Raw genomic sequence first — 14,840 nt, 5'->3', positions numbered from 1 at the left:
CGATATGATGCCACCCCAATGACCGCATCACCTTCTGCCCCGCCCGCCCTCCCCGTTCCCGCAGACAGCGCTGTGGAATCCACGCGCTGGCTGGCCACTTGCAGCCTGCTGGCGCTGATTGTTCTGTGCCTGGCCTGGGAGCTGGTGCTGGCCCCGTTGCGCCCTGGTGGCTCATGGCTCGCACTCAAGGCGCTTCCGCTGTGCATCCCGCTGGCGGGCATTCTCAAGAACCGCATGTACACCTACCGCTGGGTCAGCCTGGTGATCTGGCTGTATTTCACCGAAGGCGTGGTGCGCGGCTGGAGCGACAAGCCCCCTTCGCAGTGGCTGGCCTGGGCCGAGGTGGCCCTGTGCCTCGTATTGTTCACCGCCTGCACGCTGCATGTGCGGCTGCGCCAGCGCAATGCCAAGGCGGCTGCAGCCGCCTCTGCTGCATCCTGATGCCAACCTCCTCTTTTCATCGCCTTGAAGAAGAAACTCCTTGACCATGACCACTCTGCTTGACACCCTGCGCGCCATCGTCGGCCCCGCCCATGTGATCACCGAAGGCGACCTCTCTGCCTGGGAGCAGGACTGGCGCCGTCGCGTGCGCGGCAAGGCCCTGGCCGTGGTGCGTCCCGCCAGCACGCAGGAAGTGGCGGCCGTGGTCAAGGCCTGCGCAGCAGCAGGCACCGCCATCGTGCCCCAGGGCGGCAACACTGGCCTGGCCGTGGGCTCCACGCCCGACGACTCGGGCACGCAGATCGTGCTGAGCCTCACCCGCATGAACGCGGTGCGCAGCGTGGATACCGACAACCTCACCATGACGGTGGAAGCTGGCTGCATCCTGCAGAACCTGCAGGATGTGGCGCAGAACGCGGGCGTGCTGTTCCCCCTGAGCCTCGCTGCCGAGGGCAGCTGCACCATTGGCGGCAATCTGGGCACCAACGCAGGCGGTACACAGGTGGTGCGCTATGGCAATGCACGCGACCTGTGCCTGGGCCTCGAAGTGGTCACCGCCCAGGGCGAGGTGTGGGATGGCCTGAAAGGTCTGCGCAAGGACAACACGGGTTACGACCTGCGCGACCTGTTCATCGGCAGCGAGGGCACGCTGGGCATCGTCACCGCTGCGACGATGAAGCTCTACCCCGAGCCCGCCGCACGCCTCACCGCCTGGGCCGCCGTGCCGTCGATGGAGCACGCCGTGGCGCTGCTGGGCCTGGCGCACAAGCAGCTGGGTGCGGGCCTCACGGGCTTTGAGGTGATGGGCCAGTTTGCGCTGAGCCTGGTGGGCAAACACATGCCGCAGCTGCGCGTGCCCTTCCTGGGAGACGACAACGCGCCCTGGTGCGTGCTGCTCGAAAACTCCGACAGCGAATCCGAAGAACACGCGCGTGCACGGTTTGAGTCGCTGCTGGAGACCGCGTTTGAAATGGGCTGCGTGACCGACGCCGTGGTGGCCGAGAACCTCACGCAGGCCCACCAGCTCTGGCACATCCGCGAGAGCATTCCGCTCGCGCAGGCCGAGGAAGGCCTGAACATCAAGCACGACATCTCAGTCCAGATCTCGCGCATCCCCGCCTTCGTGGCACATACCGATGCGGTGCTGCAGCGCGAGATCCCCGGCGTGCGCCTGGTCAACTTCGGCCACCTGGGCGACGGCAACCTGCACTACAACGTGCAGGCGCCCGCCGAGGGCGACCCCAAGGCCTTTCTGCGCGAGCACGAAGCCCATGTGAACCACCTCGTCTATGAGGCCGTGGCCGAGTTCGGCGGCTCATTCTCGGCCGAGCATGGCATTGGCGAACTCAAGGCCGACAAGCTGGAGAAGTACCAGTCGCCTGTGGCCATGGGCATGATGCGCGCCATCAAGCAGGCGCTGGACCCGCAGGGAATCATGAACCCGGGGCGGGTGCTGAAGGTCTAACGCCGCACGATGTGTAGCCCGCACACGGCCAGCAGCTCGTGCATCTGGGGCAGCAGCCCCCTGCCAAACGCGTCGGCCTCGTACATTGCATAGCGCTCCAGGGCGCGTTGCTCGAAGTCAGGGGCGTTGACTGCAGCAGCTACCAGCAGATCGGGGTGGTAGTTCAGCAAGCGGTAGTCGCTGAGTTGGCGCAGGCCCACGAAGGGGCATTCCTCATCCGGCACGCGGTTGGCCCATCTGTCCAGATCCTCCAGGCTGTGCAACCGGTCCAGCCAGTCCAGCACGGCCCTGTCGTACAGCGCCGCCAGCTCATCCCGGCGCGTGGCAGCACTGTCTGCGCTGCCCATGGGCAACTCGTAGATCACCCCTCCCGCCTGTTTTTGGAACAGTGCCGGTGGCTCCAGGTAAGTGAAGGGCAGCCTGTGCGTCTGCGCGAAGTGCTGCAGGGACACCCTGAAGGCCGGCCCGCCATCGCTGTTAAGAGCGGACTGCAGGTGGGAGGGCAATGCAAGGCGTATCCACACGCCGTGGTGCAAGGTGTCTCGCACCATGTCCGAGTACACCAGCGCCTCGCCCACAGGCAGCTTTTTCTTGAACCAGAATTCGCCCCGCACCTTGCGCCAGCCCCGCTGCACAAACAAGGGCTCCAGCGATTGTTGCACCCAGCGGCTGCGCGCCGAAGGCGAAGTATCCAGATCAGGGGGCACAGGCACATCTGCCACGGCTGCAGCAGATCCCCCAGGGCCCATCACCCGCCCCGAAGGGGTGTGCACCTCGCCGCTCTGCGGATCAAAAATCACCCACCCCAGCTGGCGGGCCACGCGCTCGATCACCGGCAGCACCGCCTCCAGCTCGGCCACGTCAGGGCTCAGGCTTTGCACCAACGCAAACGGGTCTGGCTCCGGGATTTCGGTCCAGTAGTCTTCCGGCGCTCCCTCCGGGGGCAGCGCGGATGCGATGGCCTCCAGCAACTGGCCCGCCGCAGCATCGGGGCTGAAGCTCAGTTGCTGGCGCAGGTCGTGCAGCGTGGCTCGCGCATCCTCGCTGGAAACAGGGACCGGATGGCGCCAAAGGTGCAGGACATAGCTCATGGGCGGGCAGTGGAAGGTTGGAGACGGGATGCCAACGAGCGCACATCGTAGCCACGCCCACGGCACCGCAGCCCAGGCCGTCGCGAGAAACCCACAGGGCCTTGCGTTCGCTGCTGTTGGGTGCCCGTCACGACCCCGGAGCCGTGCCTTGCGGTGCGCTGGCACTGACACCCATCCCTTTCCACCACCTGCACAATCAGGGCTCCAGCAACACCGCCAGGCCGACCATGAGTTCCACTTTGACCGTGCGCCCCGTCCAGCCCGAAGACTATGCCGCCTGGCGCCCGCTCTGGGACGGCTACAACGCGTTCTACGGCCGCTTTGGCGCCACAGCGCTGCCCGAACACATCAGCGCAACCACCTGGCAGCGCTTGCTAGACCCGGCAGAGCCCGTCTTCTGCCTCGTGGCGCACGACGCTGCGGGCGGCAAGATCCTCGGGCTTGCGCACTACCTTTTTCACCGCAGCACAACACGCATCGATCCCATCTGCTACCTGAGCGACCTGTACACCAACGAAGCCGCGCGGGGCCGGGGCGTGGGGCGTGCGCTCATCGACGCCGTGTACAGCGCAGCGCGGGCAGCCAAGGCATCGCGCGTGTATTGGCAAACCTACGAAACCAATACTACCGCGCGACTGCTGTACGACAAGATGGCCAAGCACCATGGGTCCATCGTCTACTCGCAGGAACTCTGATCAACGCCTGCCGGCCACGCCGAGATTTACTATGAAAACAATAGCTTATTGCGCTTACACATCAAGCGCCAGGGCCATTTTTTACTAGCATTCTCGCTTCCAACAACTGCCATAACCCCGATGGACAGGGCACTCGGCGAAGTCGTGGCTCTGGGCATCGCGTTCCACGCGGCCGAGAGCCCCCTTCAGAACACCTTGCGCATCGGCTGTGCCTGCAGCCCTGCCCAAGACTGCACTGCACCTGCGGGTTCATAGCCATTGCGGCGGTAAAAAGCCTCCGCCGTTCGCGTGCTCTCCAGCCCCAGTGCCGCCAGCCGCGACTGTCGCGCGTGAGCCTCGGCCTCACGCAGTAGGGCGTGGCCTACGCCCTGGTGCAACGCCTCTGGCACCACATAGCACAACGCCAACGTGGCCCTCGCCAGCAGCGCAAAGCCCACCATCATTCCGCCCCGGTATGCGCCCCACACCGCAGCGCCCGGCGCGGACATCCACGCAGCAAGGTTCTCGGGCGTCTTGTTGGCCAGCCAGGCCGTCAGGATAGCGGGGTCATTGGCATGGTCGAGCACGCAGCAGTGGGTGATGGACTGGCGGATGACCGTGCAGGCGTCTTCTGCCGCCTCGGGGCCGACCGGGATGATCTTTGTGCCCTGAGGCACTGCGCTAACCGCAATCACGCCGAAACCAGCCCTGCAAGCGCGACAGCCAGCACAGCGAGCACCCCATAGAACAACAAGCCCACGAATATCAGGCCGTTGGTCGTCACCACACGTTGTCCTTCATGCCGGAACGACAGTGCGCCCGCTGCACTCCAGGTCCGCGCTTCGTTGCTGCCCCAGCGCTCAGAGCGCCAGCGGCCCAGGCCGACCACCCGCACCACCTGAGCACCCGTGAAGACGATCAGCACTTCAACCACTGACCACAGCATCGCAACCAGAAACTCCGTCATCGGCATCCTCCGCAAATCTGCGACGGGAAATGATAGACGGACAGCCTTGACGAGGGCGATACCCCTCCTCGGACGTCAGCGCGGGTCTTGGGCTGCCGGATTCTGCTGGCTCCACACGAGGGCGGCCTCCCAGTCCGGTGGCACGCAGCCTTGCTCCATCACGCACAAACTGGCGCTGGCCAGCGCATGGCGCAGCGCCTGCTGGCACGCATCGGCCGCCAGCGCTTCGACAAACCGCACAAAGCTCGCACCACCGGCAGCCTGCGATTGCCGCAGCAAATGCGCCAGCAGCCCGGCCAGAAAGCTGTCGCCCGCGCCCACGGTGTCCACCACTGGCAGCGACTGGGCCTCTTTGGCAAAACGCTGCGCGCCGTTACGGTGCAGCAGCCAGGCGCCTTCCGCGCCCAGCGTGAGTGCCAGCAGATGGGCCTGTGGGTTGGCGGCCAGCAGGTGCTGTGCGCGGGCCAGGGTATCCACACCAGGCACAGCGAGATGCTCCAGGTCTTCGTCGCTGGCCTTGATGATGTGGGCGTGGGCCAGCGCGGCATGCACCGTGGTGCGGTAGGCCGCCAGGTCGGGCATGACGGAGGGGCGCAGGTTGGCATCAACCACCACACAGCGGCCTGCGGCGCGCTGGGCGGCCAGCCACGGCAGGTAGATGGCAGTGTCACGCGCGTCGAGCGCCAGCGCGCCGGTGCACACCAACTGCAGCGCGGGCAAGGCGGCGCAGCTATCGCCCAGACCTGCGGCGGACACGGCGCGGTCGGCCACGCCTTCACGGTAGAAGGCGTAGTCGGGGTGGCCATGTGCGTCGAGGTTGACCACGGCCAGTGACGTGACCTGCTGCACGGGCTCGGGCTGGGCCAGCACCACGCCGTCAGCCACCAGTTGCGCAGCCAGTTCACGCCCAAAACGGTCGCGCGACAGGGGGTTGAGGTACTGGGTGCCCACGCCTTGGCGGGCCAGCGCACGGCACAGGTTGTAGAGCGCGCCGCCCAGGCACGGCAGGTAGCTGCCATCGGGGCGGCGGATCAGGTCGATGAGGGCCTCGCCGGCAATGGCGGCGTGGATGGGCGCTATGCCGTTAGAAATCGTGGATGCGGAAGTCATGGACGTTTGGAAGGAAGCAGACAGTGCGTCAGAACTGCGATTGCAGCGCGGGGTACAGCGCGACAAAGCGGGCATAGCGTTCGGCCAGCTGGGCTTGTTGTGCGGGCTGTGGCATGAAGGTGGCGTCAGCGGGCAGGGGCTGGCACCAGTGGGCTTCGTCACCACCGCAGACCATGGCCGCCAGGCGCGCAGCCCCCAGGGCGGCTGCGGCGTGTGCGCCCTGCGGGCGCTGCAGCGGGGTGCCCAACGCGCTGGCCAAGAGCTGCGCCCAGGGGTTGCTGCGGGCACCGCCACCGACCAAGGCCAGGGCTTCATCATCCCGGCGGGCAGCACCACCCTGCCCGGCCCCGGCAGCACGCATGGCATTGAGGCCATCGAGCAGGCCAAAGCCCACGCCTTCCATCACGGCATAGGCCAGGTCCGCCGCTTCATGCTCGGCCCGCAGGCCCATGAACACGCCGGTGGCAGCCGCGTTGTTGTGCGGTGTGCGCTCGCCACTCAGGTACGGCAGAAACAGTGGCGCCTGCGCCTGGCGGCTGGCGCTAAGGGCTCCCACGGCGTCAGACAGTTGCGCCTCGTCGCCCCGCCCCGTGAGCCGGGTGATCCAGCCAAACGCACTCGCTGCACTGAGCATGACCGACATGTGGTGCCAACGCTGCGGCAGCGCATGGGCAAAGGCGTGCACGGCGCGCTCGGTGGCAGGCGCAAAAGCGTCCGTCACGCGAAAGACCACACCCGAGGTGCCCAGCGACACAAAACCCTGCCCTGCAGTGCGGGCGCCCACCCCCACGGCACTGGCGGCGTTGTCGCCCGCGCCCGCAGCCACGACGACATTGCCACCAAGACCCCAGCGGCGTGCCACATCGCTGCGCAGCGTGCCCGTGGGCGCACTGCCCTCGGCCAGCGCGGGCATGTGGGATGTATCCAGCCCACAGGCCTGCAGCATGGCCGGGCTCCAGGCGCGCGCCTGCACGTCCAGCCACAGCGTGCCCGATGCGTCGGACATGTCGCTCACTGCATCGCCAGTGAGTTGCAGGCGCAGCCAGTCCTTGGGCAGCAGCACGTTGCGGATCTGGTCGAACACGGCAGGCTCGTGCATGCGCAGCCACAGCAGCTTGGGCGCGGTGAAGCCGGGCATGGCGAGATTGCCGGTGATCTGGCGCGAGGTGGGCACAGCCGATTCCAGCTGCGCACATTCGGCGCTGGCACGGCCGTCGTTCCACAAGATGGCCGGGCGCAGCACCCGGCCCTGCGCGCCCAGTACCACCGCGCCATGCATGTGGCCCGAGAGGCCGATGCCCCGTACCTGCGCCCACGCTGCGGGAGCCTGCGCGCGCAACTGCGCCACGGCAGTCTCCACGGCGGCCCACCAGTCGGCGGGGTGCTGCTCGCTCCAGGTGGGCTGGGGGCGCAGCTGGGGCACGGCGGCATCTGCCGTAGCGACCACAGTGTGCGCATCGTCCAGCAGCAGGAGCTTGACACCCGAGGTGCCTAAATCGATTCCGAGGTACATGGGTGATGGACAGATGTCAGTGATTCACAGTGAAAGCCATGGCCCGGCCTTTGTCTTTGGCGGGCTGCGTGAAGGGGTCACGCAACAAGTGCCTCCCCTCTCAGGGTGCAGATCCGGCCAGGGATCAGGAAGTCTTTCCAAACCTTCCCGCGCCCTGCTTGCGGTACTCGCTGGGCGTCATGCCCTTGATGTCCAGAAAGCGGCGGTTGAAGTTGGCCATGTTGTTGAAGCCCACGTCATACGCAATGTGCGTGATGTAGCGCTCGGTCTCCATCAGCAGCTGGCACGCGCGGTTCACGCGCACCAGGTTCACAAAGTCGGTGAAGGTATTGCCCGTGGCACGGCGGAAGAAGCGTGAGAAGCGGCTCTCCGTCATGCCCAGCTCTTGCGCCAGGTCGGCTGCAGACAGCGGGTCGGCCAAGTGGTCGGTGATGCGGCTCACGATGGCGTTGATCTGGTCGAGCTGGGTATCGTTGTCCTCGCTTTGCAGCTGCGTGCTCGACAGCAGGCGAAAGTCGGTGCAGCGCGCCAGGTCGCTCATGAATTCGCAGAACGCGCCGAACCGGGCGAGCCCCTGGCGCGCCTTGATGCGGTGCCAATGCTCTTGCGCCTGCGCTTCCATGCCAAAGAACTCCACGCCGTGGCGCGCGCGCTCCAGCAGAGGCAGTACCTCGCGCAGCTCGGGGATGGTCTCGCTGCTGGCCACCAGCGGCGCGTGCGAGAACTGGATCACCAGGTCGCGCAGCGGCACGCCGCCCTCCGGCAGGTCCATGCTGATCCAGTTGTGCGGCAGGCGCGGCCCGGTCAGCACCAGGTGGCCGGGCTGGAACTGACCAATCCAGTCCCCCACAAAGACCTTGCCAGAGGTCGCGGTGATCAGGTGCAGCTCGTACTCGTCGTGGTAATGCCAGCGCGCCAGCGGCGTGGGAAACCCGTGCGACAGGCAACGGATGAAGCCCGCCGTCTCGGGCGACTCGTAGCCCAGCGCGGGCGAGCGCACATAGTCATGCTCCAGCTCGGGCTTGGTCTGGCGCGGGGCGATGGGCATCTTCACGGTCATGGCGGTAGTGGGCTCAAATTACACCAGCATCAGGCGCCTGTCCGCTCCGCCACAAAAGCCAACACGCGGGCATAGGCTTTGCGCAGCGCGTCCAACAATTGGGGGTGGCTGGCCATCTCGCCCCACAAGGTCGTGTCGGCCGCAAAGGCCGCCACGGGGTCAGCGGCATCGCAGATGGCATGGGCCACGGCGGGATCCATGGCCTGGTCCTGGTAGCTGTAGGGGATCTGCCCCGCGTGCCAGCACTGCAGGTAGGCCAGGAACAGCGCAGGCAGCATGGCCACGCTGTCGAACGACGCGTTGCGCGCGAGCTTGTCGCGGATGGTGGGCGCAATCATGCCGGGGATCTTGGAGAACGCATCCATGGCCACGCGCTGGTTGGTGTCGGCAATGGCGGGGTTGCCGAAGCGGTCCAGCACCACGTCGCGGTACTGCTCCAGGTTGATGGGGCATGGTTGCTCGGGCGTGTGGAGCACAGGGATCGCGTCGTCGGTGACGTAGTCGTAGGCCATCTGGCGAATGGCCGCGTCGTGTGTGCCTTCGTGGATGTACTGGTAGCCCGCCAGCGTGCCCGCCCACGCAATGCAGCTGTGGGTTGCGTTGAGCAGGCGGATCTTGGCCTCTTCATGGGCCTGCACCGACTGCACCATCTCGACACCGACCGTTTCCCACGCGGGGCGGCCTGCAATGAAGTCGTCTTCAATGACCCACTGGATAAAGCTTTCACCCATGAGTGCTGCCTTGTCGTCCCAGCCGGTGGCAGCCTTCACGCGCTCGGCCACATCGGGCGTGGGGCGCGGCGTGATGCGGTCCACCATGGCGTTGGGGCTGGTGGTGTTCTGCTCTACCCACTCTTTGAGTGGCGCATCGCCCAGCGCCTCGATGAACTGCAGCAGCCCGCCGCGCGAGCGGTCGCCGTTGTGGCGCAGGTTGTCGCAGTTCATCAGCGTCACGGCGCCCGCACCAGCTGCCCTGCGCGCGCGCAGGATGCTGACCAGGCCGCCGTAGATGGTGTGGCCTGCCTGGCCCGCCTTCACGGCCGCCAGGTCGGCGCGCAGGTCGGCAAACGTGGGCCAGTCGAGCTGGTTCTGCGCATCCAGGTAGTAGCCCGCCTCGGTCACCGTGAAGCTGATGATGCGCGTGGCAGGGTCGGCACCCATGGCAATCAGCGGGGCCAGGTCATCCTGGTAGGGGATCACCCGCTGGATCGACTCGATGACGGTGTAGTTGCGCTCGCCTTGGGGGGTGACGGTTTCGAGCGTGTAGCGCCCATCCTGCGCTTGCAGCGCCGCGATGGTGTCGGCCATGTCCGGGCGGAGGTTGCCGCCTGCGATGGCCCAGCCCGTGTCGCCCTGCTGGCGCAATGCGTGAACGTAAACGGCCTGGTGGGCACGGTGGAACGAGCCCAGGCCCAGGTGCAGGATGAAATTCATGGTGCGTGACTGCGGGTTTCTAGAGATCAAAGTTCGTGGGCATCATCACGACGTCGCGGATGGTCATGCCGCGCTGGCGGGTGAGCATGAAGAGCACCACGTCGGCCACTTCGGAGGCCTCGATGAGGCTGCCGCTGGCCTTGGCCTCGGCGAGCTTTTCCGCGGGCCAGTCGGCCAGCAGCGAAGTGATGACAGGCCCGGGCGAAATGGAGCCCACGCGGATGCCGTGCTTGAAGACCTGGCGGCGCACGGTCTGCACGAAGCAGTTGACGGCCCACTTGGACGATGCGTAGACGGGCTCCCACGGCGTGGGGAAATGCGCGGCCAGCGAGCTGGTGACGATGATGTCGCCCGTGCCGCGCTCAATCATGTGGGGCAGCACGTTGTGCACGTTCTTCATCACCACGTTGACGTTCAGGTTGAGCATGCGGTCGATGGCGTCGGGGTCGGCATCCAACAGGTCGCCGCCCACATACAGCCCGGCGTTGGCGTGGAAGATATCGAGTTGTCCCGCAATGGCCAGCGTGCGCGCAAGCAGGCTCGCACACTGCTTTGTGTCCAGCAAATCCAGCACCAGCGGCGACGCTTGGGCGCCGATGGCAGCGCAAGTCTTGTCCAGCGCTTTTTCATCGCGGTCGATAAGTACCACGTGCGCTCCAGCGTCGGCCATGGCCTTTGCACTGGCAAACCCGATGCCCGATGCAGCGCCGGTGACGGCGGCCACCTTGCCGTGCAACTCCCGGCCTGCGGTCACGGCGGTCATGCAGCTGCACCCGCGACAACACGGCCCGCAGGGTCGAACCAATGGGCGTGCGACGCGTCGATGTCCAGGCTCACCGCATCGCCGGCGCGCAGGCCTGTGCGGTCGTTCTGGCGCGCCACAAACTGCGCGCCGCTGGGCGTGCTCACGTAGATCAGCGTCTCTGCGCCCAATGCTTCCACCAGGTCCACCTGGCCCGGCACCAGCGTCGCGCCGGTGTTGCGCACCGTGATGTTCTCGGGGCGCAGGCCGATGGCGCCGCCCTCCGCCCCGACGGGTGCCTGCTGCTGCACGGGCGATGGCAGCTGCGGCAAGGGCACCACGTTCATCTGCGGCGTGCCGATGAACTGGGCCACGAACTGGTTGGCAGGCTTGTCGTACAGCTCCAGCGGCGTGCCCACCTGCTCGATGACGCCATCGCGCAGCACCACCACGCGGTCGGCCAGCGTCATGGCCTCGACCTGGTCGTGCGTGACGTAGATGGTGGTGGCCCCAAGGTCGCGGTGCAGCTTGGCGATCTCCACACGGGTCTGGCCGCGCAGCGCCGCGTCAAGGTTGGACAGTGGCTCGTCAAACAGGAACACCTTGGGCGCGCGCACGATTGCGCGGCCGATGGCCACGCGCTGGCGCTGCCCGCCCGACAGCTCCTTGGGCGTGCGCTGCAGGTACTGCGTGAGGTTGAGGATGCGCGCGGCGTTCTGCACCTTCTCGTCGATCACCTGCTTGTCCACCTTGGCGAGCTTGAGCGCAAAGCTCATGTTCTCGTACACACTCATGTGCGGGTACAGCGCGTAGCTCTGGAACACCATGGCCAGGTCGCGCTTGCTCGAGGGCTGGTCGGTGATGTCGCGGCCGTCCAGCATCAGGGTGCCGCCGTCGATGTTTTCGAGCCCCGCGATCAGCCGCAGCAGCGTGGACTTGCCACAGCCCGAGGGGCCGACGAAGACGATGAACTCGCCTTGCTGGATGGTGAGGTCGATGCCCTTGATGGCGCGGTGCTCACCAAAGAATTTCTCGATGCCGCGCAGTTGAAGGTAGGCCATGGAATCGGGTTCCTGAAATCTTGAAAACTGGGAGGAAAACTACGGCTTACTTGACCGCACCAAACGTCAGGCCCTGCACCAGCTGCTTCTGGCTGAACCAGCCAAAGACCACGATGGGTGCAATGGCCATGAGCGAGGCAGCGGACAACTTGGCCCAGAACAGGCCCTCAGGGCTGGAGTACGACGCGATCAGTGTGGCCAGCGTGCCGGCCTTGGCGGCGCTGAGGTTCAGGCTCCAGAAGGCCTCGTTCCATGACAGCACCAGGCACAAGAGGCCGGTGGACGCGAGGCCGCCCATGCCCAGCGGCAGCAGCACCAGCCGCACCTCCTGCCACAGCGTGGCGCCGTCCATGCGCGCGGCTTCCAGGATCTCGCGCGGGATGTCCTTGAAGTGCGAATACAGCATCCAGACCATGATGGGCAGGTTGGACAGCGCGAACACGATGATGAGCGCAAGCTGCGTATCGAGCAGGTGGCTCTTTTGCGCCAGCACATAGATGGGTACCAGCGCGCCCACGGCGGGCATCATCTTGGTCGAGAGCATCCACATGAGGATGTCCTTGGTGTACTTGCCCTTGAAGAAGGCCATGGCGTAGGCCGCAGGCGCGGCCAGCATCAGGCCCACCAGGGTAGAGACCACGCTGGTGATGACCGAATTCTTGGCGTACAGCAGGTAGTCGCTGCGCTCCTGCACCTCGTGAAAGTTCTCGAGCGTGGGGATGAAGAACAGCTGCGGCGGCACGGCGATGGCCTGCAACTCGGTCTTGAACGCAGTGAGGAACAGCCAACCCAGCGGAAAGAACAGCAGCAGGGCCACGCCCCAGGCGGCCACGGTGCGCAAAGCCAGCAGGCCCAGCGGGTAGTTGGAGCGGCGTCGTTTTGTCGTTGTCATGAGCGTTGCCCCGTCTTACTTGTCAAGGTTCTTGCCGACCATGCGGATCAGAAACACCGCCGCGATATTGGCCAGCAACACTGCGAACAGCGCCCCGGCCGAGGCCACGCCCGCGTCGAAGTTGAGCAGTGCCTGCTTGAAGATCAGGAAGGTGACGTTGGTGCTCGCATCGCCCGGCCCGCCACCCGTGGTGGTGTAGATCTCGGCAAAGATGCTGAGCAAAAAGATGAGTTCGATCATCACCACCACCGCCACCGAGCGCGCCAGGTGTGGCACATACAGGTAGCGCAGCTGCTGCAGGTAGTTGGCGCCGTCCATGCGCGATGCTTCGAGCTGCTCGTGGTTCATGCTCTGCAATGCGGTCATGAAGATCAGCGTGGCAAACGGCAGCCACTGCCATGACACCATGACGATCACCGAGAACAGCGGGTGGTCGGTAAGCCAGTCCACCGGCTGTGCGCCAAAGAACATCCACACCTGGGCGAGCACGCCGTAGATGGGGTTCATCATCATGTTCTTCCACATCAGCGCGTTCACCGTTGGCATGACGAAGAACGGCGAAATCAGCAGCACCCGCACGATGCCACGGCCCGCAAACGGCTCGTTGATGAGCAGCGCAATCGCAATGCCGAACACCACCGTGATGAGAATCACACTACCCAGCAGCAAGATGGTGTTGACCACCGCCGTGCCGAACGAGGGGTCGGTGACGAAATACTCAAAGTTCTCCAGCCCGGCAAAGCCGGTCTGGTCCGGCTGCATGAGGTTGTAGCGGATGAGCGAGAAGTAGATCGTCATCACCAGCGGCACGATCATCCACAGGAAGAGCGTGGCCATGGCAGGCGTGAGCAGCAGGCGGGGGAGCAGGCGGCGGTTCATGGAAGCCTCAGAAAATAGTCCAGCAAAAATAGGCGTTCAGTCGGCGACGCGAGTGGGCCGAGTCGGGGTTGCTGTACCGGAGCCGCACGTTTGTACGGCGAGGAATACAGGCCCCGGATCGGCCCGCGCAGTAGCCGAATGAATGCCTATTTGTAGTAGCCGGCCTTTTTCATTTCGCGGTCAGCCGACACCTGGCTGGCCTTGAGCGCGGCGTCCACCGTCGTCTTGCCCGCCAGTGCTGCGCTCATCTGCTGACCCACCGCGATGCCGATGGCCTGGAACTCAGGAATGGCCGCGAACTGCACACCCACGTACGGGCTCTTCGGCAGGGTCGAATCCGTCGGGTTGGCCGAGTCGATGGCAGTCTTCTCTGCGGCCGCAAAGCGCGCTGCCTTCTGGAACTCCGGCGCCGCATACGTGCTCTTGCGCGTGCCGGTGGGCACGTTGGCCCATCCGTTGGTCTTGGCCACCAGCTGGATGTAGTCCTTGCTGGTGGACCAGGTGATGAACTTCTGCGCGGCGTCGACCTTTTTGGAACCGGCCGGGATGGCCAGATTCCACGACCACAGCCAGTTGGCGCCCTTGGGCGTGTTCATGGTGGGCGCCTGGGCAAAGGCCATCTGGTCGGCCACCTTGGACTGCTTGGGGTCCGCCACGAACGATGCCGCGATGGTGGCATCCACCCACATGCCGCACTTGCCCGAGTTGGTCAGCGCCAGGATCTCATTGAAGCTGTTGGCGGCAGAGCCGGGCGGGCCGTAGTTCTTGAGCAGGTCCACGTAGAAGTTGATCGCGTCCTTCCAGGGCTTGGACTCGAGCTGCGGCTTCCACTGCATGTCGAACCACTGGCCGCCGAAGGTGTTGACCAGCGTGGTCAGGAAGGCCATGTTGTCACCCCAGCCCGGCTTGCCGCGCAGGCAGATGCCGTACACCCCGTTCTTGGGGTCGTGCATCTTGGCGGCCAGGTCCTTGATCTGCGGCCAGGTGGGACGCTCGGGAACCTGCACGCCCGCCTTGTCAGCCAGGTCCTTGCGGTACATGAGCATCGAGCTTTCGCCGTAGAACGGCGCAGCGAACAGCTTGCCGTCGATGGACAGGCCGTTTCGCACGGCGGGCAGCAGGTCGTCCACGTCGTACGCAGCGTCGGTTTTCAGCTCCTGCAGCCAGCCCTTCTTGCCCCAGATGGGCGCCTCGTACATGCCGATCGTCATCACGTCGAACTGGCCGCCCTTGGTGGCGATGTCTGTCGTCACGCGCTGGCGCAGCACGCCTTCTTCCAGCGTCACCCACTTGAGCTTGATGTCGGGGTTCGCCTGCTCGAAGTTTTTGCTGAGCTTTTGCATCTCGATCATGTGGCCGTTGTTCACGGTCGCAATGACCAGTTCAGTCTGCGCGCTGGCGGCGCCGCACAGCGACAGGGCCAGTGCAGCGGCCAGGGCGAGGCGCTGGGGAGCAAAAACACGGGGGGAATGTGGCATCGGAATGTCTCCTTCGTAATTGGTATGGGATCGA

The 14,840-nt window shown here is 65.5% G+C and carries 15 protein-coding genes; 3 read left to right on the top strand and 12 right to left on the bottom strand.

Annotation, left to right across the window (positions count from 1 at the left end; genetic code table 11):
- Nucleotides 1–18 precede the first annotated feature (18 nt).
- Both C8C93_RS03650 and C8C93_RS03645 read left to right on the top strand, forming a co-directional pair.
- Nucleotides 19–441 (top strand): DUF2069 domain-containing protein, encoded by a 423-nt coding sequence (locus C8C93_RS03650; protein ID WP_121505946.1) that lies wholly within the window; start codon nucleotides 19–21, stop codon nucleotides 439–441.
- A 46-nt stretch (nucleotides 442–487) separates the two neighbouring features.
- Nucleotides 488–1,906, top strand: a complete 1,419-nt coding sequence (locus C8C93_RS03645) for an FAD-binding oxidoreductase (protein WP_121505945.1) — start codon at nucleotides 488–490, stop codon at nucleotides 1,904–1,906.
- Here C8C93_RS03645 and C8C93_RS03640 read toward each other — a convergent pair.
- A complete protein-coding gene (locus C8C93_RS03640) occupies nucleotides 1,903–2,997 on the bottom strand; it encodes a hypothetical protein (RefSeq protein ID WP_121505944.1) in 1,095 nt (364 codons plus the stop codon). The two genes, C8C93_RS03645 and C8C93_RS03640, sit on opposite strands and share 4 nt — an antisense overlap.
- A gap of 227 nt (nucleotides 2,998–3,224) precedes the next feature.
- On the opposite strand from C8C93_RS03640, the gene C8C93_RS03635 reads away from it, so the two are divergent.
- On the top strand, nucleotides 3,225–3,692 hold the full coding sequence (locus C8C93_RS03635; protein WP_121508643.1) for a GNAT family N-acetyltransferase: 468 nt from the start codon (nucleotides 3,225–3,227) through the stop codon (nucleotides 3,690–3,692).
- A 185-nt stretch (nucleotides 3,693–3,877) separates the two neighbouring features.
- Here the strand turns inward: C8C93_RS03635 and C8C93_RS03630 are convergent, their stop codons facing one another.
- The 11 genes from C8C93_RS03630 to C8C93_RS03580 all read right to left on the bottom strand — a co-directional run bounded on the left by C8C93_RS03630 (nucleotide 3,878) and on the right by C8C93_RS03580 (nucleotide 14,806).
- A complete protein-coding gene (locus tag C8C93_RS03630; protein ID WP_233559234.1) occupies nucleotides 3,878–4,348 on the bottom strand; it encodes a GNAT family N-acetyltransferase in 471 nt (156 codons plus the stop codon).
- 14 nt (nucleotides 4,349–4,362) lie between these two features.
- Entirely contained in the window at nucleotides 4,363–4,638 is a 276-nt protein-coding gene (locus tag C8C93_RS03625) for a hypothetical protein (RefSeq protein ID WP_055402739.1), read from the bottom strand.
- Between the two features lie 75 nt (nucleotides 4,639–4,713).
- Complete coding sequence (locus tag C8C93_RS03620) at nucleotides 4,714–5,748, bottom strand: PfkB family carbohydrate kinase (protein ID WP_121505942.1); 1,035 nt, start codon at nucleotides 5,746–5,748, stop codon at nucleotides 4,714–4,716.
- A 28-nt stretch (nucleotides 5,749–5,776) separates the two neighbouring features.
- On the bottom strand, nucleotides 5,777–7,261 hold the full coding sequence (xylB, locus tag C8C93_RS03615; protein ID WP_121505941.1) for a xylulokinase: 1,485 nt from the start codon (nucleotides 7,259–7,261) through the stop codon (nucleotides 5,777–5,779).
- Nucleotides 7,262–7,385: 124 nt separating this feature from the next.
- Nucleotides 7,386–8,321 carry an AraC family transcriptional regulator gene (locus C8C93_RS03610; RefSeq protein ID WP_056743668.1) on the bottom strand — a complete coding sequence of 312 codons (936 nt, stop codon included), beginning with the start codon at nucleotides 8,319–8,321 and terminating at the stop codon, nucleotides 7,386–7,388.
- Between the two features lie 29 nt (nucleotides 8,322–8,350).
- Nucleotides 8,351–9,754, bottom strand: coding sequence for a D-arabinitol 4-dehydrogenase (gene dalD, locus C8C93_RS03605; RefSeq protein ID WP_121505940.1), 1,404 nt, complete (start codon nucleotides 9,752–9,754; stop codon nucleotides 8,351–8,353).
- A gap of 19 nt (nucleotides 9,755–9,773) precedes the next feature.
- A complete protein-coding gene (locus tag C8C93_RS03600; protein ID WP_121505939.1) occupies nucleotides 9,774–10,517 on the bottom strand; it encodes an SDR family oxidoreductase in 744 nt (247 codons plus the stop codon).
- On the bottom strand, nucleotides 10,514–11,557 hold the full coding sequence (locus tag C8C93_RS03595; RefSeq protein WP_121505938.1) for an ABC transporter ATP-binding protein: 1,044 nt from the start codon (nucleotides 11,555–11,557) through the stop codon (nucleotides 10,514–10,516). Before C8C93_RS03595 ends, C8C93_RS03600 begins: the two co-directional genes overlap by 4 nt.
- Nucleotides 11,558–11,603: 46 nt before the next feature.
- The gene (locus tag C8C93_RS03590; RefSeq protein WP_121420576.1) at nucleotides 11,604–12,449 is read right to left on the bottom strand and encodes a carbohydrate ABC transporter permease; all 846 of its coding nucleotides are present in this window, start codon (nucleotides 12,447–12,449) and stop codon (nucleotides 11,604–11,606) included.
- Between the two features lie 15 nt (nucleotides 12,450–12,464).
- Nucleotides 12,465–13,328 (bottom strand): carbohydrate ABC transporter permease, encoded by an 864-nt coding sequence (locus tag C8C93_RS03585; RefSeq protein ID WP_069105336.1) that lies wholly within the window; start codon nucleotides 13,326–13,328, stop codon nucleotides 12,465–12,467.
- Nucleotides 13,329–13,474: 146 nt separating this feature from the next.
- Complete coding sequence (locus tag C8C93_RS03580; RefSeq protein WP_121420577.1) at nucleotides 13,475–14,806, bottom strand: sugar ABC transporter substrate-binding protein; 1,332 nt, start codon at nucleotides 14,804–14,806, stop codon at nucleotides 13,475–13,477.
- Nucleotides 14,807–14,840: the final 34 nt, after the last annotated feature.

It is taken from the genome of Acidovorax sp. 93 (assembly GCF_003633835.1).
Lineage (GTDB): Bacteria > Pseudomonadota > Gammaproteobacteria > Burkholderiales > Burkholderiaceae_C > Acidovorax > Acidovorax facilis.
The sequence above is the reverse complement of the archived record's forward strand: the minus strand, read 5'-3'. Positions and strand labels throughout refer to the sequence as shown.

Excerpts from the sequence above, each read along its gene's own strand:
- C8C93_RS03645 (WP_121505945.1), top strand. The coding sequence starts at position 488 with ATGACCACTCTGCTTGACACCCTGCGCGCCATCGTCGGCCCCGCCCAT.
- C8C93_RS03595 (WP_121505938.1), bottom strand. The coding sequence starts at position 11,557 with ATGGCCTACCTTCAACTGCGCGGCATCGAGAAATTCTTTGGTGAGCAC.
- C8C93_RS03650 (WP_121505946.1), top strand. The coding sequence starts at position 19 with ATGACCGCATCACCTTCTGCCCCGCCCGCCCTCCCCGTTCCCGCAGAC.
- C8C93_RS03635 (WP_121508643.1), top strand. The coding sequence starts at position 3,225 with ATGAGTTCCACTTTGACCGTGCGCCCCGTCCAGCCCGAAGACTATGCC.
- C8C93_RS03600 (WP_121505939.1), bottom strand. The coding sequence starts at position 10,517 with ATGACCGCCGTGACCGCAGGCCGGGAGTTGCACGGCAAGGTGGCCGCC.
- C8C93_RS03590 (WP_121420576.1), bottom strand. The coding sequence starts at position 12,449 with ATGACAACGACAAAACGACGCCGCTCCAACTACCCGCTGGGCCTGCTG.
- C8C93_RS03625 (WP_055402739.1), bottom strand. The coding sequence starts at position 4,638 with ATGACGGAGTTTCTGGTTGCGATGCTGTGGTCAGTGGTTGAAGTGCTG.
- C8C93_RS03620 (WP_121505942.1), bottom strand. The coding sequence starts at position 5,748 with ATGACTTCCGCATCCACGATTTCTAACGGCATAGCGCCCATCCACGCC.
- xylB (WP_121505941.1), bottom strand. The coding sequence starts at position 7,261 with ATGTACCTCGGAATCGATTTAGGCACCTCGGGTGTCAAGCTCCTGCTG.
- C8C93_RS03585 (WP_069105336.1), bottom strand. The coding sequence starts at position 13,328 with ATGAACCGCCGCCTGCTCCCCCGCCTGCTGCTCACGCCTGCCATGGCC.
- C8C93_RS03580 (WP_121420577.1), bottom strand. The coding sequence starts at position 14,806 with ATGCCACATTCCCCCCGTGTTTTTGCTCCCCAGCGCCTCGCCCTGGCC.
- C8C93_RS03610 (WP_056743668.1), bottom strand. The coding sequence starts at position 8,321 with ATGACCGTGAAGATGCCCATCGCCCCGCGCCAGACCAAGCCCGAGCTG.
- C8C93_RS03640 (WP_121505944.1), bottom strand. The coding sequence starts at position 2,997 with ATGAGCTATGTCCTGCACCTTTGGCGCCATCCGGTCCCTGTTTCCAGC.
- dalD (WP_121505940.1), bottom strand. The coding sequence starts at position 9,754 with ATGAATTTCATCCTGCACCTGGGCCTGGGCTCGTTCCACCGTGCCCAC.